This is a genomic window from Longispora fulva (assembly GCF_015751905.1).
GTDB classification, from domain to species: Bacteria; Actinomycetota; Actinomycetes; order Mycobacteriales; family Micromonosporaceae; genus Longispora; species Longispora fulva.
The window spans coordinates 5,672,872-5,699,005 of record NZ_JADOUF010000001.1; the positions used below are offsets into that span (position 1 = coordinate 5,672,872).

Consider the following 26,134-nt stretch of genomic DNA (forward strand, 5'->3'; position numbering starts at 1 on the left):
ACGCGACCGAGTTATGCGACGTCCTGGGCAGGACGGGGCGGGAAGGTCATCACCTTCCGCACGGCGACCAGCGCGTCCACCCGCTGCCGGATCAACCCGGCCATGTCGAGGGCGTGTCGCTCGGCGAGCGCGTCGAGGTGCGCGGCATGGGCGTCGGCACCAGGAAGCTTGCCGAGCAGGATGCGCAGCTCGGTCTCGGCGAACACCAGCTTGCCGCCCACAGCACGGAGCGCAGGGTCCTCGGGGTCGGCCGCACCGAGTTCCGTCAGGCGGGCGGTGACCCTGTGCTCAAACTCGGGAAGGATGCTCATCGAGACCGCCAATCCTGCGCAGGTGGGCCACGGAATCAGCGTGGCGACCGTCCGGTATCGCGGAGCATATCCCTTCCAGGAGCTGCCGCATGGTCTGGGTGTGTTGCGCGGATGGGGTCCGTTCCACGGCGTGAACAGCGCTGTCGACAGCGCTCCTGGAGTCGCCACTGTGGCCGAGGGCGAGTGCTCTGTTGAGGTCCACCTGGACACCCCACCGGGTCAGGTTGGCTGGCCGCGCGGCGGCAACCTCGCCCAGCACCCGGTCGACGGTCACCGTGTCTCCAAGAGCCGCGTGGACGTATGTCTCGCGCAGGGCATAGCGCCACGCGGGCAGGTAGTACATCGACTCGGCCTCGTCCACGACGGTCAGCCTTTCATAAGCCCGGCGGGCCTCAGCCAAGGCGGCATGAGCACTCGACCGCTCTCCGAGCCTCGCGTATGCCCTGGCCACGGCCACCATGATCTCCATCCGACCGACCGAGGGACCTTCGGTCATGCCGGCGCTCAGCTGGGCGGCCTTCAGGATCGACCCAGGAGTGCCGTACCCGTCGTAGTCGCTGCGGAGCACCTCCCTGCCCCTGATCCAGGCCATCAGCGTGACGTCCCTGGTCGTCGCCGCCATTCTCTTGGCGGTCCGATACCACCCAGGAGCCGCGCGGATGTCACCCGCGCTGGCGGCACTCATCGCCATCAGCGTCGCCAGGCGTGCCGCGACGCTCCGCAGTTCTTCGTTGTCGCGGTCGGTCAGCTGATGCCGGAGGACGAGGAGGTCTCCGGTCAACCGCTCCAGCATGGCGGCAGGCGGAGTCGTCATGCAGTCGCGGCCGTGGGCCTCGCAGATCTCCTGCCAGTCGTCGACCGTGGCGGACTCGCCCAGGCCTGAGACGAGGCTCTTCCTGATCACCTCGGTCAACAGCGACGGCGCGAACGGACCAACGGGTAGAGCTGCAATCAGCGTTCGGCGTTCCATGGCGTCTCCGGGCACCTCGAAGCCGAGAACCTTCTCGTAGGCCTCCACGACCTCGATTGTCGCGGTCTTGCGGCCGTTCTCGACATTGCTCAGGTACGGCTTCGTGAAGTGGGTCCGCCGCTCCATCTCGGACAGGCTGAGACCGGCCGCGTCGCGTGCGGCCTTCAAGATGGCGCCCACTGCAGGCTGAGAATCGCTCATGACCTCATACGGAAACCCGGGGATACGGTCAGATACTTCAACGATCGTGTCCCATGGATGACGCTGTGTCCAGAGCGTCCCCCGTCGGTCGGGCAGGCCGGGTCCAGCACCGCCGACAGCCCTTAGCCGCAGGTGACAGCAAGGCGCCGGCGGGGGCTCGCTCACCCATTTCCAGACGAGGGGGCAGGGAGCTTCTGACGGCTCTCGCCCTGCCCCCTCTGACCCGAAGGGCTGAAACCATGCTCAAGACATCGCCGGCGCAGGTCAAGGAGTTGGGCGAGCGGATCGTCAGTTTTCTCGACAGTTACGGGCCAGCCGACGGGGACGCCGTGTTGTTCGTGGACGACGAGGGGCGGTTCGGCTTCGACGCGGGGCCCGACTGCCCCGCCGGTTGTCGGACGGTCATGAACCGGGCGGGGGTCGACCGGCTGATGGTGCTGCACGGGTACCTGCCGCAGGATCTCGGCCGGGCGGACACCCGTGCGGCGTTCGCGGAGCTGATCGGGGAGAACGCGTGGCTGTCGTGACTGCCGGTCCGACCCGGGAGCTGCCGGTCCTCCGGGACGGTACCCGCACCTGGCGAGGGGGCTGTCCGCGCTGCCGGGAGGGCATGGTCGCGCTCGACGACGCCGAGGCCACGCTGGTCATGGAGCTGTCCGGCGGCCGGAACGGCGACTGGCGTGCCGACCGGTGCGCGGACCGGTGCGCGGACCGGCGCAGCTGGCACCTGGTCAGGCGGACCCACCACGGGCGGCCCCGGGGAAGCCAGGCGTGGGCGTGGGTACTCGTCGTCGCGGCAGCACTGGTCGTGCTCGCCCTGATGTGACCGGGAACGAGTTCGGGGAGGGTCCGCCGCCCAGGCGGACCCTCCCCGATGGGGTGGCTCAGCGACTGTAGAAGCCCACCACGTCGGCCACGATGTGCACGCTGCCGGAGCTGGTGTTGTAGAACCGGACCCTACCGTTCTCCGGGTTCAGAGGGACCACTACCAGGTTCGGCACCGTCTGGCCGGGGCGCCAGTTCAGGTTCGACGCGTTCGGTTTCTCCTGCCTGAAGTCGCCCGTGACAGTCAGGAAGCCGAAGTCCTTCGGCTCGGTCACCGTGACGTTGAGGACGACAGCGGTCGCGCCGTCCGGGGACAGGCCGCCGACACCCAGTTCGTACAAATCGCCAGGCCCCACCGGATTCCCGCTGGGCCCACTCCGGGTGTCCAGTGCCCGGTACGGCGATTGGGCGTGGAAGACCGCGCCGTTGCCGGCGGTGGTGTAGTAGCCGACGAGGTCGGCGACGACATGCACCGTGCCCGGGCTGGTGTTGTGGAACGCCACCTTGCCGTTGACCACCGGCACCACGACCAGGTTCGGTGCGGTCAGGCCCGGGGTCCAGTTCAGGTTGGACGCGTTCGGCAGGGCCTGCCCGTCCGGGTACACCGTGAGGAAGCCGTTCGCGGCCGGTTGGGTGACCGTCACGTTCATGGTCACGGCCGTGACGCCGGTGGCCGGCACCCCGTTGCCGCCCGTCACCTGGAGGGTCAGAGTGCCGCCCGGGGCGATCGGTGTGGTGGTCGGGATCCCGATCCGCTCCCGGGTGTCGAGCACCCGGACCGGGCCGAGCGGGGCGAAAACACTGCCGCCGGCCGAGCTGTGGTAGCCCACGAGGTCCGCGACGACGTGCACCGTGCCCGGGCTGGTGTTGTGGAAGTCCACCTTGCCGTTCACGACCGACACCACGACCAGGTTCGGCACGGTGAGGCCCGGGGTCCAGTTCAGGTTCGACGCGTTCGGCAGGGACTGGCCGTCCGGGTACACCGACAGGAAGCCGTTCGCGGTCGGCTCGGTCACGGTGACGTTCATGGTCACCGAGGTCACGCCGTCGGCAGGCAGTCCGTTGGCGCCGGCGACCTGCAGAGTCACCGTGCCGCCGGGCGCGACCGGGGTCGTCGTGTCCACCCCGATCTTCGCCCGGGTGTCGAGCACCCGCACCGGGCTGACCGGGACGTACCCGTCGCCATCGGTGATGAACTTCTTCGCGCCGGTGTTCAGGTCGCCGTTGTCGTCCTTCACCGTCAACTGGACCGCGTGCTCGCCCCGGACCGTGAACGTGTGGTGCGCGACCGGGGTGGCCTGGGTGACGACAGTGCCGTCGCCGAAGTCGAATGTGTAGGACGTGATCGGCAGCCAGCCCGGCCGCGAGCCGGACGCGTCGGCGGTGACCTCGCTACCCGGCCTCTGAGTGAGCGCGAGCACGGCCGAGGGAGTCCGGGTCAGCTCCCGCGCGCCCCGGTCGGCGTAGGTGATCGGGCCGCTGCCTGTGTTGGGCACGTCGGGGTCGTCCACCGGGAACTTTCCGAAGTAGTCGAGTTGCCTGCCCGGGGCGGCGGAGTTGCCGGAGTCGATTCTCGCGTCGGGGTCGGTCGAGTCCAGGTCGTGGGCGCCCTGACCCGAGACCGCCCGGAACGCCTCAAGCGACGCCACCGGGGTCGTCCAGGCGTACAGAGACTTGCCCGTGCGCGGCTCCACGATGTTGTAGTCGACGGTAGTGCCGGACACCGCAGCGTCGTACACGCCCACTCCGACGCCCGTGGCCGCCGGGTCGCAGCCGTTCGGGTTCGCGTCATTGCTGTAGACGACGTTGTTCTGCACTGAGACGCCGGTGGACGCGCCGGACACCCGGATGCCGGTCGAGCACGGGTTGGCCACGTTGTTGTTGGTGATGGCGGTGCCGCTGGCCCCGGCGTTGTCGATGGCCGTGCCGAGCGCGCCGGTGACATAGTCACTGGCCAGCACGGTGCCTGTGGCCCCTGCGCCGACCAGGATGCCGGTGTCGACCGAGTAGTAGACCACGCTGCGGACGACGGAATTGTGCGGGCCGAGGATCTCGATGCCGCCTGGGTGCAGGCTGCCGTCGTTCACCCGGACGTACGCGGAGGTCACCACGACGCCGCTGGTCGCGGCGTCCATGGCGATCGCCGGGCGCACGTCGCGTTTGATCCGGATGCTGCGGAGTGCCGAATCCGTCACGGACGCCAGCCGGACGCCGGCGGTGGCGGCAGCCGAGACGCCGGAGTCGAGCGCCGCGAGTTCGATCCGCTCGATGGTCACCCGGGTGGAGTTCGCGACGTCCACGGTCGTACCCGTCGGAACGCCCTGGATCTGGAAACCGATGATCGTGACGTCGTGCTGGCCGGAGACGGTGATCCCGGCGTTGGTGCCGGTCAGCGCCACCCACGACGTGTCGCCGTCGACGGCCGGGCGGAAGGTCACCGGACTGCCGGCCGTGCCGGACTTCCCGATCGTGAGGTGCTCGGCATAGCTGCCGGTGACGCGGACGGTCTGCCCGGCGGTCACGGCCGCCGCACTGGCCGACAGGGTGCAGAACGGCTGGGCCGCGCTGCCCGGGCCGGCATCCGAACAGGAGACGGTGTTGTTGACGAAGAGTTCGGTCGTGGCGGCGTGCGCCGGGGAGGCGGTCGCGCCCACCCCCGCGAGGAGCGCGACCAGGATTGTGCCGAAGGAAACGGGTCTACGCACGGAAAACGTCCCTGAGGAGTAGGGGTGGGCCGAGTGCGCCGTCACCCTACAGAGTTTCCCGCGCGCCATGGGGGCACGCAGGTCTCACGGCACCCGGACACGGGTTCGGGGAGGTCCCGCAGGACCTCCCCGAACGAGTGGTTCAGTTGCCGTAGTAGCCCACGACGTCGGCGACGACGTGGACGCTGCCGGAGCTGGTGTTGTAGAACCTGGCCGTGCCGTTCACCGGGTTCAGCGGGACGACAACCAGGTTCGGCACCGTCTGACCGGGACGCCAGTTCAGGTTCGAGGCGTTCGGCTTCTCGTGGCCGAAGTCGCCCGTGACCGTGAGGAAACCGGACGCCTTCGGCTCGGTCACCGTGACGTTGAGGATGACGGCGGTCGCGCCCTCCCGGGCCATGCTCATGAGGTTCAGGTCGAGCCAGCCACCGGGCCACACCGGGGTGTTGGCGTCCGCGCCGATCCCGCTCCGGGTGTCCAGCACCCGGAACGGCGAACGGTCGTGGAACACGCTGCCGGCGCCGGTGGTGTGGTAGCCGACGAGGTCGGCGACGACGTGCACGGTGCCGGGGCTGGTGTTGTGGAACGCGACCTTCCCGTTGACCACCGGCACAACCACCAGGTTCGGTGCGGTCAGGCCGGGGGTCCAGTTCAGGTTGGAGGCGTTGGGCAGGGCCTGGCCGTCCGGGTACACCGTGAGGAAGCCGTTGGCCGTCGGGTCGGTGACCGTGACGTTCATGGTGACCGAGGTCACGCCGGTGGCCGGCACGCCGTTGCCACCGAGGGCCGGCAGGGTCAGGGTGCCGCCCGGGGCGATGGGGGTCGTGGTGTCGACTCCGATCTTCGCCCGGGTGTCGAGCACCCGGACCGGGCCCAGCGGGACGAAGACACTGCCGCCGACCGCGCTGTGGTAGCCCACGAGGTCCGCGACCACGTGCACCGTGCCGGAGCTTGTGTTGTGGAAGTCCACCTTGCCGTTCACGACCGACACCACGACCAGATTCGGCGCCGTCAGGCCCGGGGTCCAGTTCAGGTTGGAGGCGTTCGGCAGAAACTGGCCGTTCGGGTACACCGTGAGGAAGCCGTTGGCCGTCGGCTCGGTCACTGTGACGTTCATGGTCACGGACGTCACCCCGGTGGCCGGTAGTCCGTTGCTGCCTGCGACCTGCAGGGTCACCGTGCCGCCCGGCTCGACCGGGGTCGTGGTGCCGACGCCGATCTTCGCCCGGGTGTCGAGCACCCGGACCGGGCTGACCGGGACGTACCCGTCGCCGTTCACGAAGCCCTTCACCTGAATGCCCTGATCACCGTTGTCGTCCTTCACCGTGACCTCGACCTGGTGCAGACCCCGGTCGGCGTAGGTGTGGTGCGCGACCGGAGTGGCCTGGGTGACGACGGTCCCATCGACGAAATCGAAGGTGTACGACGTGATCGGCAGCCAGCCCGGCCGCGAGGTGGACGCGTCGACGGTGACCTCGCCGCCCGGCTTCTGGGTGATGGTGAGCTCGGCCGAGGGCGCCATGGTCAGCTCCCGCGCGCCCCGGTCGGCGTACGTGACCGGGCCGCTGCCCGTGTTGGGCACCTCGGGATCGTCCACCGGGGACTTTCCGTAGTAGTCGAGTTGCCTGCCCGGGGCGGCGGCGTTGCCGGAATCGACGTTCGCGTTGACGTCGGTCGAGTCCAGGTCGTGGGCACCCTGGCTCGAGGCAGCCCGGAACGCGGCGAGCGAAGCGACAGGGGTGGTCCAGGCGTACGGGGACTTGCCCGGATTCGGCCGCACGGTGTTGTAGTCGACCGTGGTGCCGGACACTGCGGCGTCGTACACGCCCACTCCGACGCCCGTGATCCCGTTGGCGCAGGTGGTCGAGTTCCCGCCGTAGCCGTAGACGAAGTTGTTCTGCACGGACACGCCGCTGGACGCGCCGGACACCCGGATGCCTGCCCCGCACGGGTTGGCCACGTTGTTGTTGGCGATGGCCGTGCCGCTGGCCCCGGAGTTGTCGATGCCCGTGCCGCCAGCGGTGCTGATGATATTGCTGGCCAGAACGGTGCCCGTGGCCTCGGCGGCGACCAGGATGCCGGTGCCGACCGGCCTGAGCATCGCGCTGCGGACCACGGTGTTGTGCGGCCCGAGGACCTCGATGCCGCCCGGGTGCCGGGCGGTGTTGCTCACCGCGATGTACGCGGAGGTCACCACGACACCGCTGGTCGCGGCGTCCAGGGTGATCGCGGGGTTCACGTCGCGGAACACCCGGATCTTGTTGAGCGCCGAGTCCGTCACGGACGCCAGGCGCACGCCGGCCCAGGCGGCGGCCGAGCCGGAGTCGAGCGGCAGGAGCTCGACGCGCTCGATGGTCATCCGGGTGGAGTTCACGACGTTCACGGCCGGACCCGCCGGCGCGCCCTGGATCTGGAAGCCGAGGATCGTGACGTCGTGCTGCCCGGAGACGGTGATCCCGGCGCTGGTGCCGGTAAGCTGCACCAACGAAGTGTCGCCGTCGGTGGCCGGGCGGAAGGTCACCGGGCTGCCGGCCGTGCCGGACTTCGCGATCGTGAGGTGCTCGGCGTAACTGCCGGTGACGCGGACGGTCTGCCCGGCGGTCACGGCCGCCGCACCGGCCGACAGGGTGCAGAACGGCTGGGCCTGGCTGCCGGGGCCGGCATCCGAGCAGACGACGGCGTTGTTGACGAAGAGGTCGGCGGGCGCGGCGTACGCCGGGGCAGCGGTCGCGCCCACCCCCGCGAGGAGCGCGGCTACCACGGTGCCGAAGGACACGGATCTACGCACGGAAAACGTCCCTGAGGAGTAGGGGTGAGCCGAGTGCGCCGTCACCCTACAGAATTTCCCGCAGGCCGTGGGGGCACGCGCGTCCCGGCATCGGCATCCGGACACCGGCCGACGCGTGGACCCACCACAGGGGAGGCCCAGCAGGACCTCCCCGAGGGAGCGGTTCAGCTGCCGTAGAAGCCCACCAGGTCTGCCACGACGTGCACCGTGCCCGGGCTGGTGTTGTAGAACCGGGCCGTGCCGTTCGCCGGATTCAACGGGACCACCACCAGGTTCGGCACCGTCTGACCCGGACGCCAGTTCAGGTTCGACGCGTTCGGCTTCGGCTGCCCGAAGTCACCGGTGACCGTGAGGAAACCGTCCCGGGTCGGTTCCGTGACCGTGACGTTGAGGATCGCGGCGGTGGCGCCCTCGTAGGTCAGGTGGCTGAGGTTCAGGTCGATCCAGCCGCCGGGCGACACCGGTCCGGGGCCGTTCGGGTAGGTGCCGATCGCGCTGCGGGTGTCGAGCATCCGGTACGGGCCGCGCGGGTGGAAGACGTCGCCCACGCCGCCGGTGTGGTAGCCCACGATGTCCGCTACCAGGTGCACGGTGCCCGGGCTGGTGTTGTGGAACGCGACCTTGCCGTTGACGACCGGCACCACGACCAGGTTCGGCACGGTGAGGCCTGGGGTCCAGTTCAGGTTGGAGGCGTTCGGCATGGTCTGGCCGTCCGGGTACACCGTGAGGAAGCCGTTGGCGGTCGGCCCGGTCACCGTAACGTTCATGGTCACGGCGGTCACCCCGGTGGCCGGCACCCTGTTCTGGCCGGCGACCTGCAGGGTCAGGGTGCCGCCGGGTGCCACCGGGGCGCCGGCCGCCTCCCGGGTGTCCAGCGCCCGCACCGGGCCGAGGGGCCGGAACGAGCCCCCGACCCCGGGCGAGTGGTAACCGACCAGGTCGGCGACCACGTGCACCGCGCCGATGCTCGAGTTGTGGATGTCGACCTTGCCGGCGGTGACGGAGGCGACCACCAGGTTCGGGACGGTCTGGCCCGCGACCCAGTTCAGGTTGGAGGAGTCGGGCAGGGTGCCGGAGTGCGGGTACACCGACAGGAAACCGCTGCTGGTCGACCCGGTGACCGTGACGTTCATGGTCACGGAGGTCACGTCGGCCGGCACCCCGTTGTGGTCGGCGAGGTCCAGGGTGAGGGTGCCGCCGGGGGCGACGGGGGTGGTGCCGGCCGTGCCGATCGCCGCGCGGGTGTCGAGCACCCGGACCGGCCCGACGGGGACGTAGCCGTCGCCGGGCGTGTGGCTCCTGGTCAGGGTGCTGGTCAGGCCGTTGATGTCCTGCACGGTGACGGTGATCTGGAACTGCGCCGACCGGGTGTACGTGTGGCTCGCGACCGGCCCGGGCTGCGTGACCACGGTGCCGTCGCCGAAGTCGAAGGTGTACGTGGCGATCGGCACCCACCCCGCGACCGAGGCGGACGCGTCGACGGCGACCACGCGACCGGTCCGCCCCGCCGCGGTGAACAGCGCGCTCGGCCCGAAGATCCGCTCCCGGGCGCCCCGGTCGACATAGCTGACCGCGCCGGCCCCGGTGTTGGGGACGTCGGGGTCGTCCTCGGGCGCGTAGCCGTAGTAGTCGACCGGCAGCCGGCCCGGCGCGGCGGCGTTGCCGGAGTCGACGTTGACACTGCCGTCGGCGGAGTCCAGGTCGTGGGCGCCCTGGCCCGATGCCGCCCGGAACGCCGTCAGCGAGGCCACCGGGTTCGTCCACGCGTACGGCGGGTTGTTCGGGGACGCGCGCACCGTGTTGTAGTCGACGGTGGTCCCGGAGACCGCCGCGCCGTACACGCCGAGGCCGACCTTCTCGACGAGCGCCGGGTCGCACGGCGGGGTGGCCGGGCCGCCGTTGCCGTAGACGACGTTGTTCTGCACCGAGACGCCGGTGGACGCGCCGGACACCCGGATGCCGGTCGAGCAGTTGTCGTAGGCGGTGTTGTTGGTGATCGCGGTGCCGGTCGCCCCGGCGTTGTGGATGCCCAGGCCGCGGCTGGAGCCGACGAGGTTGCCGGCGACGACGGTGTCCGTGGCGGTGGCGCCGACCAGGATCCCGGTGCCGGCCGCGCCGGTGACCGCGCTGCGCACGACGGAGTTGTGGGAGCCGTACACCTCGATGCCGGCCGAGTGCTTCGGGCCCGGCGTGGACAGGTAGGCGGAGGTCACCACGACGCCACTGGTCGCGGCGTCCAGGCTGATCGCCGGCGCCAGGTCGCGGAAGGTCTGCACGTTGCGCAGGGTGGAGTCGGTGACGGCCGTCAGCCTGACCCCCGGCACCGAGCCGGCGTTGAGCCCGGGGATCATCACCCGGTCGACGGTGACCCTGGCCGACTGGTTGATCGCCAGGATGGGGTCGGGGCCGACGACCATGGTGATCCGGAACCCGACGACCGACACGTCGTGCTGGCCGTCGATCGTGATCCCGGCGTTGTTGCCGACCAGGGCGGTGTACTTCTCGACGTCCGGGCTGGCGTTGCGGAACGTGATCGGGCTGCCCGGGGTGCCGGACCGCGCGATCGTGAACCGCTCGTTGAAGGTTCCGGTGGTCAGGACCGTCTGGCCGGGGTTCACGACGGCCGCCGCGGCCGCCAGGGTGCACAACGGCTGGGCCTGGCTGCCGGGGCCCGAGTCCGAGCAGGAGACGGTGTTGTTGACGAAGAGGTCGGCGGGGGCGGCGCTGGCGGGCACGGCCGTGAGGCCCACCCCCGCGACGAGCGCGGCCAGGACCGTGCAGATCGACGATGTTCTACGCACGAGGGCATCCCTGGGTGGTAGGGGATCGAGGCGAGTGCCCGTCACCCTACCGAAAACCGCCGGCTTCCTCAGCCCGCGCTGACCACCAGGTTGTAGACCTCGCGCCGGGACAGGCCGTGCAGCGAGGCCACCTCGGCGGCGGCGTCCCGCTTGGACGTTCCCGACGCGACCCGCTCGGCCACCATCGCCAGCAGCTCCTCGTCCGAGGGCCGGCCGGTCGAGCCCACGAACCCGGACACCACGAGGGTGATCTCGCCGCGCGGGCCGTTCTGCTCCGCCCAGGTGGCCAGCTCGCCGAGCGTGCCGCGGCGTACCTCCTCATAGGTCTTCGTCAGCTCCCGGCACACGGCTGCCTGGCGGTCCGCGCCGAACGCCCCGGCCAGGTCGCGCAGCGCCCCGGAGATCCGGTGGGTCGACTCGAAGAAGACGAGGGTGCGCTCCTCGGTGGCGAGCTTGCCGACCACCGCGCGCCGCTCGGCCATCTTGCGGGGCAGGAAGCCCTCGAAGCAGAACCGGTCGCACGGCAGCCCGGACACCGCCAGGGCGGTGGTCACCGCGCTCGGCCCGGGGGCCACCGTCACCGGGATGCCGGCGTCGATGGCGGCCCTGACCAGGCGGTATCCCGGGTCGGACACGCTCGGCATGCCGCCGTCGGTGACGAGGGCCACAGTCTGGCCTGCGACCATGGCCGCGGTCAGGTCGGGGGTGCGCAACTCCTCGTTGCCCTCGAAGTACGAAATGATCTTCGCCTTGAGTTCCACCCCGAGATCCTTGGCCAGCCTGAGCAGCCTGCGGGTGTCCTCCGCGGCGATGACATCAGCGTGCGCGAGGGCGTCGGCCAACCGTGGCGACGCGTCCCCCGTGTTCCCTAGCGGCGCGCCAACCAGGACAAGTCGACCATTCACCCGTAACCCCCTGCTGTTGTACTCCCCAACGGCCCCACCCACAGCCTACGATCGTGCGGTGGCAGTGACCGAGACGACGCCCCCCGCCGACGAACAGGCTCTGCCTGAGGCCGTCCGCAGGCGTCTTACCCCGCTGATCCCCCGCGACCCGATCTCGTGGGTCTGGACGGCGGCGGTGGCGCTCGTCGCCGCCGTGCTCCGCCTCGTGGGGCTGACCACCCCGAGAGGCAAGATCTTCGACGAGGTGTACTACGCCACGGACGCCCACAGCCTCCTCGAACACGGCTTCGAGTGGGACGACAAGAACAACTCCCCGGCGTTCGTGGTGCACCCGCCGCTCGGCAAGTGGTGCATCGCGATCGGTGAGAAGCTGTTCGGCGACGACGAGTTCGGCTGGCGGATCGCCTCGGTGGTCGCCGGGGTCGCCGCCGTCGTGGTGATCACCCGGCTGGCCCGGCGGATGTTCGGCTCGACGGTGCTGGGTTGCGCGGCCGGGCTGCTGATGACGCTCGACGGGTTCCAGTTCGTGCTGGCCAGGACGGCGCTGCTGGACATCTTCCTGCTCACGTTCGTAGTGGCGTCGTTCGCGTGCCTGGTGGCGGACCGCGACCAGCGCCGGGCCCGGTGGGTGGCGGCGCTGGAGGCCGGCAGGAAGCGGCCGGCGTTCCAGATCGCCTGGTGGCGGATCGGCAGCGCCGTGCTGCTGGGCTGCGCGCTGGCGACCAAGTGGAGCGCGGTGTGGTTCGCGGTCGCGTTCGTCATCATGATCGTGTGCTGGGAGGTGAGCGCCCGGCGCTCCGGCGGCGAGAAGCAGCCGCTGGTCGAGGGCCTGCTGTCCGGGATCGCCTGGGCCGCGACCTACACGGTCGTCACCATGACGGTGTACGTGGCCTCGTGGACCGGCTGGCTGAGCAGCGACAACGCGTACGACCGGCACTGGATGGCCTCGCAGGGCAAGTCGGAGTCGGACTGGCCGTTCGTCGGCGCGCTGTACAACCTGTACCAGTACCACCGGGCGGCGCTGGACTTCCACACCGGACTGGAGGCCTCACACCCCTACCAGTCGTGGCCCATGCAGTGGCTGCTGCTGAGCCGGCCGGTGGCGTTCCACTACTCGGGCGACCCGGGGTGCGGGGCGGCGCAATGCTCGTCGGAGGTGCTGCTGCTCGGTACCCCTCTGCTGTGGTGGTCCTTCGTTCCGGCCCTGTTGGGCGTGATCTACCTGGGGATCAGCCGGCGCGACTGGCGGGCGTGGCCGATCGTCGCCGGCGGCCTGCTGGGCATCGTCCCGTGGCTCTTCTTCGGCAACCGGACGATGTTCTACTTCTACGCCGCCCCGAGCGAGCCGTTCCTCATTCTGGCCGTCACGTTCGTGCTCGGCGCGATCGTCGGATCGGGCGCGGCGACCGCGACGAGACGCACGGTCGGCGCCATTGTGGCCGGCGGTTACGTGGGCCTGGTGGCGATATGTTTCGCGTACTTCTATCCGATCTACACCGGACGGTTGATCACGTACGCGTCCTGGTGGGCCCGGATGTGGCTCGGTAATCACTGGGTGTAGCTCCACGATAGGCAGCGCGTCGTCCCCTTGAGGGGCGGCGCGCTTTTTCGTGCCACTTTCATTGCCTCGACATAGGGATACGTGTATACCTTTCAATACTTAGGTTTCTTAACAGTTAGGGACCGGCACATGAAACTTCATCAGCGGCTCGCTGTTGCGGTTGCGGCAACCCTCGCCCTCCCCCTCGGGGCGGCCGCCGCACTCGCCAGCACCGTCCCCTCGGCGGCTCCGGCCGCAGCGGCCCCGACCAGTGGTGGAGTGAAGTTCGCGTACTTCACCCAGTGGGGCATCTACCTGAACGGCTTCTACCCGAAGAACATGCAGACCTCGGGTGCCGCAGCCAAGATCGACTTCATGAACTACGCGTTCGCCAACATCCACCCGACGAACCTCACCTGTTTCGAGGCCAACAAGGCGGCGTCGCAGGACGAGAACAACCCCAGCGCCGGGGACGGCGCCGGGGACTCGTTCGCCGACTACGGCAAGAGCTACGGCGCCGACATCAGCGTCGACGGCGTCGCCGACACCTGGAACCAGCCCCTGGCCGGCAACTTCAACCAGTTGAAGAAGCTCAAGGCCAAGAACCCGAACATGAAGATCCTGATCTCGATCGGCGGCTGGACGTACTCGAAGTACTTCTCCGACGTGGCGGCCACCGACGCGTCCCGGAAGAAGTTCGTCACCTCCTGTATCGACATGTTCATGAAGGGCAACGTGCCCGCCGACGGCGGCTACGGCGGCCCGGGCACCGCCGCCGGCATCTTCGACGGCATCGACATCGACTGGGAGTACCCGGGTTCGCCGGGCGGGCACCTGGGCAACCACACCAGCCCGGCCGACAAGGCGAACTACACCCTGTTGTTGAAGGAGCTGCGCACCCAGCTCGACGCGTTCGGCGCGGCCAACGGCGGCAAGAAGATGTGGCTGACCGCCGCGACCCCGGCCGGCCAGGACAAGATCGCGTACATCGAGACCGACAAGATCGGCGCGTACCTGGACTACTCCAACCTGATGACCTACGACATGCACGGCGGCTGGGAGGCCACCGGGCCGACCAACAACCAGTCCCCGGTGTACGAGGCCCCGAACGACCCGATGAACCCGGTCCCGCCGGGCAACCTGAAGTACTCGACCGACACCGCGGTCAAGGCGTGGACCACAGGTCTCCCCGCATACGGCATCCCCGGCGGCTTCCCGGCGAACAAGCTCACCATCGGGTACCCGTTCTACTACCGCGGCTGGACCGGCGTCCCCAACAACGGCAAGAACGGGCTCTACCAGACCGCGACCGGCCCGGCCCCGGGCGGCCCGCTGTCCGGCAGCGTCGCCGGCGTGGCCTACTACAAGGAACTCAGCGGCTTCGTCGACAACCCGTCGAAGACCTTCTGGGACCCGGCCTCGCAGAGCGCGTACTTCTACGACGGCAACGTCTTCTGGGGCGGCGACTCCAAGCAGTCCGTGCACGCCAAGGCCGACTACGCGCACTGCCAGGGCCTGGCCGGCGGCATGATGTACTCGATGGAGTCCCTCGACGCCGGCATGACCCTCTTCAACGAGGCCGTCAGCGCGATCAACGGCTCCACCCCGGGCTGCGTGGCCCCGACCACGGCGCCGCCGACCAGCAAGCCGCCGACGAGCGCTCCTCCGACGAGCCAGCCCCCGACGAGCGCGCCGCCCACCAGCAAGCCGCCGACGTCGGCTCCCCCGACCAGCCAGCCGCCCACGACCCAGCCCCCGACCTGCTCGGTGGCCGCGTGGAACGCCGCGACCGTCTACACCGGCGGGCAGCAGGCGTCGTACAACGGCCGGATCTGGAAGGCCAAGTGGTGGACCCAGGGCGAGACCCCCGGCGTCGCGGCCGTGTGGGAGAACGTCGGGGCCTGCGGGCCGGCGACGACCGCCCCGCCCGGCACCTGCACCGCTGAGGCCTGGAACTCGGCCACCGCCTACTCGGGTGGGGCGCTGGTGTCCTACACCGGGAAGAAGTACCGGGCGAAGTGGTGGACGCAGGGCGAGACCCCCGGCTCGGCGGCCGTGTGGGAGGACCTGGGCGTCTGCAACAGCTAGGTGATCTGACCCGCGCCGCCGGTCCCTCACGGTGGTGTGTGGCGCGCGTGGCATGACGTGCGAGGTGGCTCCCGGGATCCGTCCCGGGGGCCACTGCCGTCCGGGCCCGGACGCTCGGCAGATGACGGCGGGTGGTGGTCCGTGATACACAGAGGAGTCGAGAGTGGGGCCCCGGGTGTGCCCGGCGCTCGACGGACCGGGTGCGGGTGGAGGCGCCAACCGATGGCCCGCCCCGGTCGCCTCCCCTGGTGGTCAGCCCCTGATGGCCAGGATCCAGGAGTAGAGGCCCCAGACCCACGCGGCGAGCGGCACCACGGCCAGGATCAACAGGATCTCGACGACGTCCAGGACCCGGCCCCACACCGGGGAGATCCGCCGTCCGGCGACGCCGAGCCCGTACCCCAGGCTGACCCCGGCGACGACCAGCAGCCCGACCAGGACCCCGGCGAGCCGGAGCTGCACCGAAGCCGCCGCGAACGTGGCCACCGCGACCAGCCCCAGCCCGACCGCGCCGGCGACCAGCAAGGGCACCCGCTGCGCCCAGCCGGGGAACACCCGCGACTGGGTGAGCAGCACCAGGGACACCACGAGGCCGAGCAGCACGCCGGGCGGGCCGCCGCCGAGCACCACCAGGCAGAGGACGCCGAGGCCGGTGGCGGCGACCCCGCCGAGCAGCCCCGCCAGGTACCGGTCGGCGGAGTCCGCGCCCCGGCGGACCCGCGCGCCGTCCACGGTGCCGGTGTCGTCGCGCAGGTCCGCCGGCCCGGTCGGGACGGACGGCACGGGCAGCCTCGCGAGCCGGTACGCGTTCATCGGCAGCGACGGCAACGCGAGCACCAGGATCGCGGCCACCATGGCGGCACCCCCGGCGGCGGTGACCCCGCCGAACAGCACCCCGGCCAGCGCGCCGGTCAGAAACATGACAGCGACGATCCCCGCTCCGGCGAACACCGGCGCGACGTCCCCGACCGCGATCGCGGCGAGGAGCACGAACAGCACCATGGCCGCCGCGCCGACCAGGGCGTTGAGCGCGGTGAGCCCGCCGACGGACGGGGCGAGGAGCAGCAGGCCGCCCACCGCGCCGTACCCGGCGGCGACCAGGCCGCACACCGCGCCCACCACGCTGTCCCCCACGGCGCGGGACAGCGCGGCCGCGAGCACGAGGAGCAGCACGCCCAGCCCGAGGCCGACCGCGCCGGCCACCAGCGTCGCGCCGGAGAACAGCAGGACGAGCAGCCCGCCGGCGAGGGCCGCGACGCCCAGGCAGACCGCGTAGCCGCGGGTGTGCGGGAGCCGCCACCGGCCGGACCGGTCCACTGTGGCGCTGGCGACGGCGTCGACCGCGTCGTCGTACACATAGTCCGGGGCGACCTGGGAACGTGGCGTCAGGTAGAGGATCTCCCCGTCGCGCAGCTCCAGTTGGGTCGCCGTGCGGCCGCTGTCGAGCACGTCGCCGCCGAGCCGGGACAGCACCCAGCCGCCCTGGGAGGAGCCGTCGTCGGCGAGGTCCGATCCCGCGTACCGCAGCAGGGTGGGCAGCATGTCCGCGAACGGGACGTCACCGGGCAGCGAGACGTCCAGCCGGGAATTCGGAGCCTTGACGGTGATGCGACACAGCCCCGCCGTGACCGCCATCGATCCCCACTCCATTCCGCGCGCACTCCCGTCCGTCGGCCTGACTTGCCGAGAGTACCTAGTATGTCCAAGTCCGAGGAGGTGGCATGGGGACCGTCCTGTTCCGTAGACCGGCGCGGCAGGCCGGGCCGCAGATCCCGCGCGGGGAGCTGGTGCTCGAGGCCCCGCCGGACCTGCCGGCGCCCAGTCAGAAGGGGCTCGGCCAGATCCTGATGATCCTGCCGATGCTCGCCGGCATGGGCGCGATGATGTTCATGTACGCGGGCAGGGGCGGCGGCAACTCCGCCATCCCGTGGATCACCGGCGGCCTGTTCGGCATCTCGATGCTGGGCATGGGCATGAGCCAGTTCACGAGTGGCGGCGGGGAGAGCAGGGCCGCGCTCAACCATGCCCGGCGCGACTACATGCGCTACCTGGCCCAGATGCGCAAGCGGGCCCGCAAGGCCAGTACCCAGCAGCGTGAGGCCCTGCGGTGGCGCCAGCCGGAGCCGGATTCCCTGTGGTCGATCGCCGCGTCCTCGCGGCTTTGGGAGCGCCGGGCCACGGACAGCGACTTCGGCGAGACCAGGGTGGCGGTGGGCCCGCAGAAGCTCGCCGTCCAGCTGGTCACGCCGGAGACCAGACCGGTCGAGGACCTGGAGCCGATGAGCGCGATCGCGTTGCGCCGGTTCGTCCGCACCCACGCGACGGTGCCGGACGTGCCGATGGCGCTGTCGGTCCGGTCGTTCAGCCGGCTGGTGTTCCGGGGCGAGCGCGCGGTCTCGATGGACCTGGTCCGGTCGATGCTGTGCCAGCTGGCGACGTTCCACTCGCCGGAGGACCTGCGGATCGCCGTCGTGACCAACACCCAGCGGGTCGCCGAGTGGTCGTGGGTGAAGTGGCTGCCGCACGCGCTGCACGAGGGTCGCGGCGACGCCGCCGGCCCGCTGCGGACGGTGTTCAGCAGCCTGGAGGAGCTGGAGGACCTGTTCGGCGACGAGGTGTCCGGCCGGCCGCGGCACGCGCCGGACCAGAAGCCGATCACGACCCAACCGCATCTCGTCGTCGTCCTCGACGGCGGGGACTCCCCGCCGAGCTGCCACCTGGCCGGCCGGGGCCTGAAGGGCACGACGGTGCTGGACCTGTCGGGGGCCACCCCCCGGCACGGCTGGCCCGGCCTGCTGCCGCTGGACGTGACGGCGGCCTCGGTGCAGGGGGTGCGGGGCGAGCGGGTCATCCCGCTGGGCGTCCCGGACCGGATGACGCTGGCCCAGGCGGAGGGCCTGGCCCGACAGCTCGCGCCGTACCGGCTGTCGTTCCAGACCGCCGGCGGGCGGGGGGACGAGGCGCTGAACGTGGCGACCGAGCTGCCGGACCTGCTCGGCGTGGCCGACGCGGCCAAGGTCGATCCGCGCCGGAGCTGGCATCCCAGGCCGAACCGCGAGAAGCTGCGGATCCCGCTCGGCGTGGGCCCCGACGGCGTCCCGGTCGACCTGGACATCAAGGAGGCAGCGCAGGAGGGCATGGGCCCGCACGGCCTGATCATCGGCGCCACCGGATCCGGCAAGTCGGAGCTGCTGCGCACGATCGTGGCGGCGCTCGCGATCAACCACTCGTCCGAGGAGGTCAACTTCGTCCTCGTCGACTTCAAGGGCGGTGCGACGTTCGCGTCGCTGGACGTGCTGCCGCACACCAGCGCCGTGATCACCAACCTGTCCGACGAGTTGGCGATGGTCGACCGCATGCACGACGCCATCGCCGGCGAGATGACCCGGCGGCAGGAGCTGCTGCGCTCGGCCGGCAACTACGTCTCCCGGTACGAGTACGAGAAGGCCCGCCTCGCCGGTGAGCCCCTCGCCCCGCTGCCGACCCTGTTGATGATCTGCGACGAGTTCTCCGAGATGCTCGCGGCCAAGCCCGACTTCATCGACCTGTTCGTCCAGATCGGACGGATCGGCCGGTCGATCGGCGTGCACCTGCTGCTGGCCTCCCAGCGGTTGGAGGAGGGCAAGCTGCGCGGCCTGGACACGTACCTGTCGTACCGGATCGGGCTGCGGACCTTCTCCGCCGTGGAGTCCCGGATCGTCCTCGGCGTCAACGACGCGTACGAGCTGCCCAACGCCCCCGGCCACGGCTACCTGAAGTCCGACACGACGACGATGCACCGTTTCCGCGGCGCGTACGTGTCGGGGCCGTACCGGCCGGCCGGCGCGCGGGCCCGGTCGCACACCCAGCTGCACCGCCGGATCGTGCCGTACGACGTGGCCTACGTGCCCGTCCCCGACCCGCCGGCCGACGTGCCGGCGCCGTTCGAGGCGGTGGCGGCGCACGGCAAGGAGACGTCCATGCTCGACGTGATCGTGGACCGGTTGCGTGGCCAGGGCCCGCCAGCCCACCAGGTGTGGCTGCCGCCGCTGTCGGAGCCGCCGACGATCGCCGAGCTGCTCCCGCCGCTGGTCGCCGACCCGCTGCGCGGCCTGGCCCCGGCGGAGCGGACGCCCCGGCTCGCCGTGCCGGTCGGCATCGTGGACAAGCCGTTCGAGCAGCGCCGCGACCCGATGTGCCTGGAGTTGGACGGCGCGGGCGGCCACGTGGTCATCGTCGGCGGACCGCAGTCGGGCAAGTCCACGATGCTGCGGTCGCTGCTGGTCTCGCTGGCGTTGACGCACACCCCGCGCGAGGCCCAGTTCTACTGCGTCGACTTCGGCGGCGGCACCCTGACGACGTTGCGGGACCTGCCGCACGTCAGCGGGGTGTCCACCCGGGTGGACGTCGACGGCATCCGGCGGACGATCGCGGAGGTCACCTCGCTGCTCGACGCGCGGGAGGCCCGGTTCACGGCGGCGGGCGTCGACTCGATGGCCACGTACCGGCGGCGGCGCGACGCCGGCGAGTTCGCCGACGACCCGTTCGGGGACGTGTTCCTGGTGGTGGACGGCTGGGGCGCGTTCAAGCAGGAGTACGAGAACTTCGAGCAGACCTTCGCCAACCTCGGCGGCCGGGGCCTCGGCTTCGGCGTGCACCTGGTGCTCACCGCCACCCGGTGGGCCGAGGTGCGCCTCGCGATGCGCGACCTGTTCGGCACGAAGGTCGAGCTGCGGCTCGGCGACCCCGGCGAGTCGGAGCTGGACCGCCGGGCCGCGGCGAACGTGCCCGAGCGCTCCCCCGGCCGCGGCGTGACGAAGGAGAAGCTGCACTTCCTGACGGCGATTCCGCGGATGGACGGCAGAAGGGCCGTCGACGACCTGGCCGACGGCGTGGCGGGCCTGGTCGCGGCTGTCCGGGCGGCGTGGCCCGGCCGGACGGCCCCCAAGGTCCGGCTGCTCCCGGAGCGGCTGCACGTCTCCGAGCTGCCGACCGCGCGGGCCGGGGAGGGCATCCCGATCGGGATCAACGAGACGGCGCTCGCCCCGGTGCTGCTCGACATGGCCGCCGAACCGCACCTGATCGTGTTCGGCGACGCCGAGTGCGGCAAGAGCAGCCTGCTGCGCCTGATCGGGCAGACCGTCACCCGGCAGTACCCGCCGGAGCGGGCGCGGCTCATCGTCGCCGACTACCGGCGGTCCCTGCTCGGCCAGTTCAACCCCGACCACCTTCTGGGGTACGCGCCGTCGGGCACCGCCCTGACCGACATCCTCGGCTCGGTCAGGGCCGCGATGGCCGACCGGCTGCCCGGCCCGGACGTCACCCCGCACCAGTTGCGCGACCGCAGCTGGTGGCACGGGCCGGACGTCTACCTGCTCGTCGACGACTACGACCTGGTCGCCGGGGCCGGCGGCAACCCGTTGACGCTCCTGTCGGAGTACCTGCCGCAGGCCCGCGACCTCGGGCTGCACCTGATCATCACCCGCCGGATGGGCGGCGCGAGCCGCGCGCTGTACGACCCGGTGATCCAGCGGCTCCGCGAGCTGGACTGCCCGGGGCTGATGATGTCGGGCAACCGGGACGAGGGCGCGCTGTTCGGCAACCTGAAGCCGAGCCAGCTGCCCCCGGGCCGGGGCACGCTGATCCGCCGCCGCGACGGCGCGAACCTGATCCAGACAGCGTGGTCCGACCCCTCGTAAGGTTTTGATCTAGACATCTTGGCCCGCTGAGGGCGGGGAGGCGAAGGCTGAGGGGTTCCCGCATACCGGTGTTGTATGCGGGGTTCCCGACAACGCACGCATCGTCGTCCTCAGCGGGCCCCGTCCACCCCTGGCTACTCTGGGGGGATGACCAGTAACGTTCCTGACCGGCTGTGGCTTGTCGAGTCGTTGCTGAACTCCGTCGAGATCTACGAGACCGGAGCGGACGATCTTCGCGATCTCGGAACTTTCCGACAGTGGCTGGGCGCGCACGCGGCACTCGCCGCCGAGCGCGGCCGGCCCGACACCGCCGCTCGGCTGGCCGCCGAGCCGGCCGAGGCCGACCTGACCCTGGCCCGCCGGCTGCGCGACGAGCTGCGCGCCGAGGCGCTCACCCACCACCGGGGCGGACCGGCCCGGGACCAGGCCGGGTTGCGCGCCGTCGCCGCCGAGCTGCCGTTGGTGGCGCACCTCCCTTTTCTGGTACCGGCAGGGGAGGGCACCCGGGCGGCCCTCGCCGAGGTGCTGGCCGATATCGTGCAGTCCGGCCCGGAATGGCACCGGGTGAAGATCTGCCCGGCCGACGACTGCCAGTGGGCGTACTACGACGCGTCGAAGAACTCCTCGCGCCGGTGGTGCTCGATGGAGATCTGCGGCAACCGGAACAAGACCAAGAAGTACCGACAACGACAGGCCGCACATGCCCCAGCCACTGACTGACGTCCTCGACGAGCTGCACGGGCAGCTCAGCGACCCCGATCGGCTGGTCAGGGCGGTGGCGGCGGGCAAGCGCCGGTCCGGTACCCCGAAATGGGTCCGCGCCGAGCTGCGGCCCGTCACACTCAAGGGCGTCCGCCGGCTCCAGGTCGTGGTGACCTCCGACCGGCCGCACACCCGCAACGTCGACTTCACCGACCCGGTCGTCGCCGAGCTGCTCGCCGAGCCGTTCGGCAACTGGCACGTCGAGACGGTGTCGGAGACCATCCAGCTCCGGGTGACGAAGAAGGGCGAGGCCCAGGTGTCCCGGCAGGCCGCAGCGCACACCGCCGTGACCAGCCACGACCGGGCCAAGGAGCACCTTTTGGCCCCCGACGACCCGATCTACCGACTGATCGGCGGCAACGCGGCCAAGCGCCGCCAGGTCGACGCGTTCCTCCGGGCGCTCGACGCGACCCTGGGCCGCCGCGCCACCCACGACCAGCCGTCCGCGGCGCCCAACGGCCCCGTCGCGCCCGGTGGACCCGCCGGCGATGTGCCGATCCGCGGCGAGGACGTTCGACCGTTGCGGATCGTGGACCTGGGCTGCGGGAACGCCTACCTGACGTTCGCCGCGTACCGGTACCTCACCTCCCAGGGCATCGCCGCCGAGCTGATCGGCGTGGACGTCCGCGCCGACCAGCGCGACCGCAACACCGCGCTCGCGGCGGAGCTCGGCTGGGCGGACAAGGTCCGGTTCGTCGCCGGCACCATCCTCGACGCCCCGGTCGAATCCGCCGATGTCGTGCTCGCGCTGCACGCCTGCGACACGGCCACCGACGAGGCGCTGGCCCGGGCGGTCGGCTGGGGGGCCGAGCACATCCTGGTCGCCCCGTGCTGCCACCACGACATCGCCACCCAGCTGCGGAAGCACCCGTCGCCGCTGGTCGGGCAGCCGATCCTCCGGGAACGGTTCGCCGACGTGCTCACCGACAGCCTGCGTGCCCTGATTCTGCGCCAGCGGGGGTACAGGGTGGACGTCACCGAGTTCGTCGACTCCGCGCACACGCCGCGCAACCTGCTGCTCCGGGCGACCCGGGCGGGGGCGGCCACCGGGGGTGGCGAGTATGACGCGCTCGTCCGGGAGTGGGGCGTGACCCCGCACCTGGCGAAGCTGCTCGCGGAGTAGACCCCGGGTCACCCCGCCGGGCGGGAGTGGGCGCTGCGGCGCGGCCCCAGGTCACCCCGCTGGGCGGGGCCGGTGCTGCCGGGTCGGGCTCCTCCGTCATCGGATGATGGGGTTGATCTGGATCTGCGGGGGTCAGGCGCGCGGGGTGAAGCGGAACAGGCGGAGGCTGTTGCTGACCACCAGGACGCTCGACAGGGCCATCGCCGCGGCCGCGACCACCGGCGTGACCAGGCCCGCGACGGCCATCGGCAGCGCCACGAGGTTGTAGGAGAAGGCCCAGAACAGGTTCCCCTTGATCGTGCGCAGCGTGCTCCGGGACAACCGCAGCGCGTCGCCGGCGACCCGCAGATCGCCCCGCACCAGGGTCAGGTCGGCAGCGGCGATCGCCGCGTCGGTACCGGTGCCCATCGCGATGCCGAGGTCCGCCTGCGCGAGGGCGGCGGCGTCGTTGACCCCGTCACCGACCATCGCGACGACCTTGCCGGCCGCCTGGAGCCGCCGCACCTCCGCTACCTTGCCCGCCGGCAGCACCTCGGCGATCACGGTGTCGATCCCGACCTCCGCTGCGACCTTCTCGGCCGTGGCGCGGGCGTCGCCGGTGAGCAGGACGGGGGTGAGGCCGAGGGCGCGCAGGTCCGCGACCGCCCGGGCCGAGGTGTCCTTCACCCGGTCCTCGACCGTGATCGTGCCCTGGACTGCGTTGTCCCAGGCGACGAGGATGCCGTCGGCGTCGGTGGGGATGCCGTGGTCGCGGAGGAGCGCGGCCCGGCCGACGAGGACGCGGTGACCGTCCACTGTGCCGATCGCGCCGAGGCCCGGGAGGGACTGGAAGTCGGTGACCGGGTCGAGGAACGCTTCCTGGGTCGCCGGCACGTCGCTCACCCGGGCCGCCGCCCGCTTCCCGGCCTCGGCCGCGATGGCCCGCGCGATCGGATGCTCGGCGGCGTGTTCCACCGCCCCCGCGTACCGCAGCGTGTCGGGGTGCCCGGTCACCGACGTGACCGTCATCTGACCGGTCGTGACCGTGCCCGTCTTGTCCAGCAGCACGGTGTCGACCCGCCGGGTGGACTCCAGGATCTCCGGCCCCCGGATCAGGATGCCCAACTGGGCGCCCCGCCCGGTGCCCACCAGCAGAGCCGTCGGCGTCGCCAGCCCGAGGGCGCAGGGGCAGGCGATGATCAGCACGGCCACGGCCGCGGTGAACGCGCCGGTCAGTCCGTTGCCGCTCCCCCACCAGAAGCCCAGGGTCGCTACGGCCAGCACCAGGACCACCGGGACGAACACCGCCGCGACCCGGTCGGCGAGCCGCTGCACCGGGGCCTTGCCGCTCTGCGCGTCGGCGACCATCCGGCTGAGCTGGGCGAGCTGGGTGTCGGCCCCGACCCGGGTGGCTCGGACGACGATCCGGCCACCGGCGTTGACGGTCGCCCCGATGACGGTGTCGCCGGGCCCGACCTCGACGGGTACGGACTCCCCGGTCACGGCGCTGTTGTCGACGGCGCTGCCGCCCTCGGTGACCGTGCCGTCGGTCGCGACCTTCTCACCCGGCCGCACGACGAACAGGTCCCCGACGGCGAGCCGGTCGATCGGCACGGTCGAGCCGTCGAGCAGGGTGGCCTCCTTGGCGCCCAGCTCGGCGAGCGCCCGGAGCGCGACGCCGGCCTTCCGCTTGGCGCGGTGTTCGAAGTACCGGCCGGCGAGCAGGAACGTGGTCAGCGCGGCGCCGACCTCGAGGTAGAGGTGACTGCCGGTCGCGTCCCAACTCATCGACATCGTCATGCCGGATTCGCCGGCCCCGCCGAGGAACAGCGCCCACAGGCTCCAGGTGTAGGAGGCGACGACGCCGACGGAGATCAGGGTGTCCATCGTGGCCGCCGCGTGCCGCAGGTTGAGGAACGCCGCCCGGTGGAACGGCCACGCGCCCCAGGTCACGACCGGGGTGGCGAGGGTCAGGGCCGCCCACTGCCAGTAGGTGAACTGGGCGGCCGGCACCATCGACAGGATCAGCACCGGGAGGGTGAGCAGGGCGGAACCGATCAGACGGGTACGGCCATCGTCGGGCGTCCGCTCAACCGCTTCGGGGACCGGCGGCGCGGGCTCCCGGGCTGTGTACCCGGTCGCCTCCACGGTCGCGACCAGCTCGGCCACCGTGACCGGCGCGTCGAAGGACACCTTCGCCTTCTCGGTGGCGTAGTTGACCTGCGCGGTCACGCCGTCGAGCCGGTTGAGCTTCTTCTCGATCCGCGCCGCGCACGCCGCGCAGGTCATCCCGCCGATGTCGAGCAGAATCTCGGACATGTCAGACCACCACCGTGAACTCCGCGGTGCGCACCGTGCCGCCGACCTGGAAGTCGAGGAACGCACGGTACCGCCCGGGACCCGGCGCGGTGAACCAGAACTTGATCGCGCCTCCGGACAGCTCCGGCTCGGGGTGCGCGTGCACGTACCCCACGTCGCCCTCGCGGACGATGATCAGATGCCCGTACGCGCCCAGGTACCGCTCCAGGTTCGACACCGGCGCCCCGGCCGTGAACACCCGGAACATCAGCGGCTGACTGGCGCCGATCCGGGGCGTGCCCTCGTACGTCACGTCGAGGCCGCCGACCTTCGCCTCGCGCGCCGCCGCCGGTAGCGGGGTGGGCGTGTAGGAGCCGGCGACGGTCAGGTCCGCGCCGAGCACCAGCGCGATGGCGTTCGTCGTGAAGTCGGCAAACATCCGGTAGGAACCCGGCTCGCGCAGGGTCAGCGGCAGCTCCCAGGTCCCGTCGGCGCGCATCGTCGGGTGCACGTGCTGGTAGCCCGACAGATCGCGGCGCACCACGATCATGTGCAGCTTCTGCTCGTGCACCTGCGCGAACTCGGTGACCACCTTGCCACCGGGCCCCACGATCGTGAACGTGAACGGCCCGCCCTCCCCGGCGACCAGCTCGGCCCGCCCCGGCACCAGCGTGTACCCGAGGGAGCTGATCGCCAGCCCTGTCGCGTCGCCCGTGGTGCCGCCGTGGGTGTGACCGTCGCCGGCCGCCGCCGTCGACGTGCCGTGCACGTGCGGTGAGGCGCTGGCTGGCACGTTCTTCGGCCCGGCGACCTTGCCGATCAGAAAGCCGGAGAGCAGCGCGACACTCAGGCCGCCGATGAAGACGCCGAGCCGGACGGGCGGGCTGCTGGTCATGACAGCTCGTACCCGGCCTCGTCGACGGCGGCGCGGACCAGATCGAGCTCCAGCGGCCCGGCACTGGTCACGGTGACGGCCTTACTCTCGAGGTCGACAGCCACATTCTGCACGCCGGGGAGCTTGGTCAGCTCGGCGCTCACCGCGGAGACGCAGTGGCCACAGGTCATGCCGGCGACGGTGTAGGTCGTGTTCATGACCCCACCGTACCCCCGGGGGGTATGTTTCGCCAAGTCGCGTGTCCGAGTTGCCCATATTGTAGGTT

At 71.2% G+C, this 26,134-nt stretch carries 17 protein-coding genes; 7 read left to right on the forward strand and 10 right to left on the reverse strand.

What is annotated here, in order from left to right; genetic code table 11:
* Positions 1-11: 11 nt before the first annotated feature.
* Both IW245_RS25595 and IW245_RS25600 read right to left on the reverse strand, forming a co-directional pair.
* Entirely contained in the window at positions 12-311 is a 300-nt protein-coding gene (locus IW245_RS25595) for a hypothetical protein (protein WP_197005707.1), read from the reverse strand.
* Positions 289-1,482 carry a helix-turn-helix domain-containing protein gene (locus IW245_RS25600; RefSeq protein ID WP_197005708.1) on the reverse strand — a complete coding sequence of 398 codons (1,194 nt, stop codon included), beginning with the start codon at positions 1,480-1,482 and terminating at the stop codon, positions 289-291. The genes IW245_RS25595 and IW245_RS25600 overlap by 23 nt, the downstream gene beginning before the upstream one ends.
* Before the next feature lie 239 nt (positions 1,483-1,721).
* Between IW245_RS25600 and IW245_RS25605 the strand changes: the two genes are divergently transcribed.
* Both IW245_RS25605 and IW245_RS25610 read left to right on the forward strand, forming a co-directional pair.
* On the forward strand, positions 1,722-2,009 hold the full coding sequence (locus IW245_RS25605) for a hypothetical protein (protein ID WP_197005709.1): 288 nt from the start codon (positions 1,722-1,724) through the stop codon (positions 2,007-2,009).
* Positions 1,997-2,308 (forward strand): hypothetical protein, encoded by a 312-nt coding sequence (locus IW245_RS25610; protein ID WP_197005710.1) that lies wholly within the window; start codon positions 1,997-1,999, stop codon positions 2,306-2,308. Before IW245_RS25605 ends, IW245_RS25610 begins: the two co-directional genes overlap by 13 nt.
* A 58-nt stretch (positions 2,309-2,366) precedes the next feature.
* Here IW245_RS25610 and IW245_RS25615 read toward each other — a convergent pair whose 3' ends face one another.
* The 4 genes from IW245_RS25615 to rsmI all read right to left on the reverse strand — a co-directional run bounded on the left by IW245_RS25615 (position 2,367) and on the right by rsmI (position 11,506).
* A complete protein-coding gene (locus IW245_RS25615) occupies positions 2,367-5,012 on the reverse strand; it encodes a PKD domain-containing protein (protein WP_197005711.1) in 2,646 nt (881 codons plus the stop codon).
* A 142-nt stretch (positions 5,013-5,154) separates the two neighbouring features.
* On the reverse strand, positions 5,155-7,800 hold the full coding sequence (locus IW245_RS25620; RefSeq protein ID WP_197005712.1) for a right-handed parallel beta-helix repeat-containing protein: 2,646 nt from the start codon (positions 7,798-7,800) through the stop codon (positions 5,155-5,157).
* Between the two features lie 164 nt (positions 7,801-7,964).
* The gene (locus tag IW245_RS25625) at positions 7,965-10,601 is read right to left on the reverse strand and encodes a PKD domain-containing protein (protein ID WP_197005713.1); all 2,637 of its coding nucleotides are present in this window, start codon (positions 10,599-10,601) and stop codon (positions 7,965-7,967) included.
* A 68-nt stretch (positions 10,602-10,669) separates the two neighbouring features.
* Positions 10,670-11,506: a 16S rRNA (cytidine(1402)-2'-O)-methyltransferase gene (gene rsmI / locus IW245_RS25630; RefSeq protein WP_197005714.1), complete on the reverse strand. Its 837-nt coding sequence runs from the start codon at positions 11,504-11,506 to the stop codon at positions 10,670-10,672.
* On the opposite strand from rsmI, the gene IW245_RS25635 reads away from it, so the two are divergent.
* A complete protein-coding gene (locus tag IW245_RS25635; RefSeq protein WP_197005715.1) occupies positions 11,412-13,067 on the forward strand; it encodes a dolichyl-phosphate-mannose--protein mannosyltransferase in 1,656 nt (551 codons plus the stop codon). The two genes, rsmI and IW245_RS25635, sit on opposite strands and share 95 nt — an antisense overlap.
* Before the next feature lie 129 nt (positions 13,068-13,196).
* Positions 13,197-15,134: a glycosyl hydrolase family 18 protein gene (locus tag IW245_RS41775; RefSeq protein WP_197005716.1), complete on the forward strand. Its 1,938-nt coding sequence runs from the start codon at positions 13,197-13,199 to the stop codon at positions 15,132-15,134.
* A 252-nt stretch (positions 15,135-15,386) separates the two neighbouring features.
* Here IW245_RS41775 and eccD read toward each other — a convergent pair whose 3' ends face one another.
* Positions 15,387-16,769, reverse strand: coding sequence for a type VII secretion integral membrane protein EccD (gene eccD / locus IW245_RS25645; protein WP_197005717.1), 1,383 nt, complete (start codon positions 16,767-16,769; stop codon positions 15,387-15,389).
* 86 nt (positions 16,770-16,855) lie between these two features.
* Between eccD and eccCa the strand changes: the two genes are divergently transcribed.
* The 3 genes from eccCa (at position 16,856) to IW245_RS25660 (ending at position 22,697) form a co-directional block, all read left to right on the forward strand.
* Entirely contained in the window at positions 16,856-20,812 is a 3,957-nt protein-coding gene (eccCa, locus tag IW245_RS25650) for a type VII secretion protein EccCa (RefSeq protein ID WP_197005718.1), read from the forward strand.
* 147 nt (positions 20,813-20,959) lie between these two features.
* Positions 20,960-21,532 (forward strand): CGNR zinc finger domain-containing protein, encoded by a 573-nt coding sequence (locus tag IW245_RS25655; RefSeq protein WP_197005719.1) that lies wholly within the window; start codon positions 20,960-20,962, stop codon positions 21,530-21,532.
* Positions 21,513-22,697 carry a class I SAM-dependent methyltransferase gene (locus IW245_RS25660; protein WP_197005720.1) on the forward strand — a complete coding sequence of 395 codons (1,185 nt, stop codon included), beginning with the start codon at positions 21,513-21,515 and terminating at the stop codon, positions 22,695-22,697. Before IW245_RS25655 ends, IW245_RS25660 begins: the two co-directional genes overlap by 20 nt.
* A 132-nt stretch (positions 22,698-22,829) precedes the next feature.
* Here IW245_RS25660 and IW245_RS25665 read toward each other — a convergent pair whose 3' ends face one another.
* Genes IW245_RS25665 through IW245_RS25675 form a run of 3 tightly spaced genes read right to left on the reverse strand, consistent with a single transcriptional unit; the run spans position 22,830 to position 26,066 of the window.
* Positions 22,830-24,995: a heavy metal translocating P-type ATPase gene (locus tag IW245_RS25665; RefSeq protein ID WP_197005721.1), complete on the reverse strand. Its 2,166-nt coding sequence runs from the start codon at positions 24,993-24,995 to the stop codon at positions 22,830-22,832.
* A gap of 1 nt (position 24,996) precedes the next feature.
* Positions 24,997-25,869 carry a DUF8832 domain-containing protein gene (locus IW245_RS25670; RefSeq protein WP_197005722.1) on the reverse strand — a complete coding sequence of 291 codons (873 nt, stop codon included), beginning with the start codon at positions 25,867-25,869 and terminating at the stop codon, positions 24,997-24,999.
* Entirely contained in the window at positions 25,866-26,066 is a 201-nt protein-coding gene (locus IW245_RS25675) for a heavy-metal-associated domain-containing protein (RefSeq protein WP_197005723.1), read from the reverse strand. The genes IW245_RS25670 and IW245_RS25675 overlap by 4 nt, the downstream gene beginning before the upstream one ends.
* Positions 26,067-26,134 lie beyond the last annotated feature (68 nt).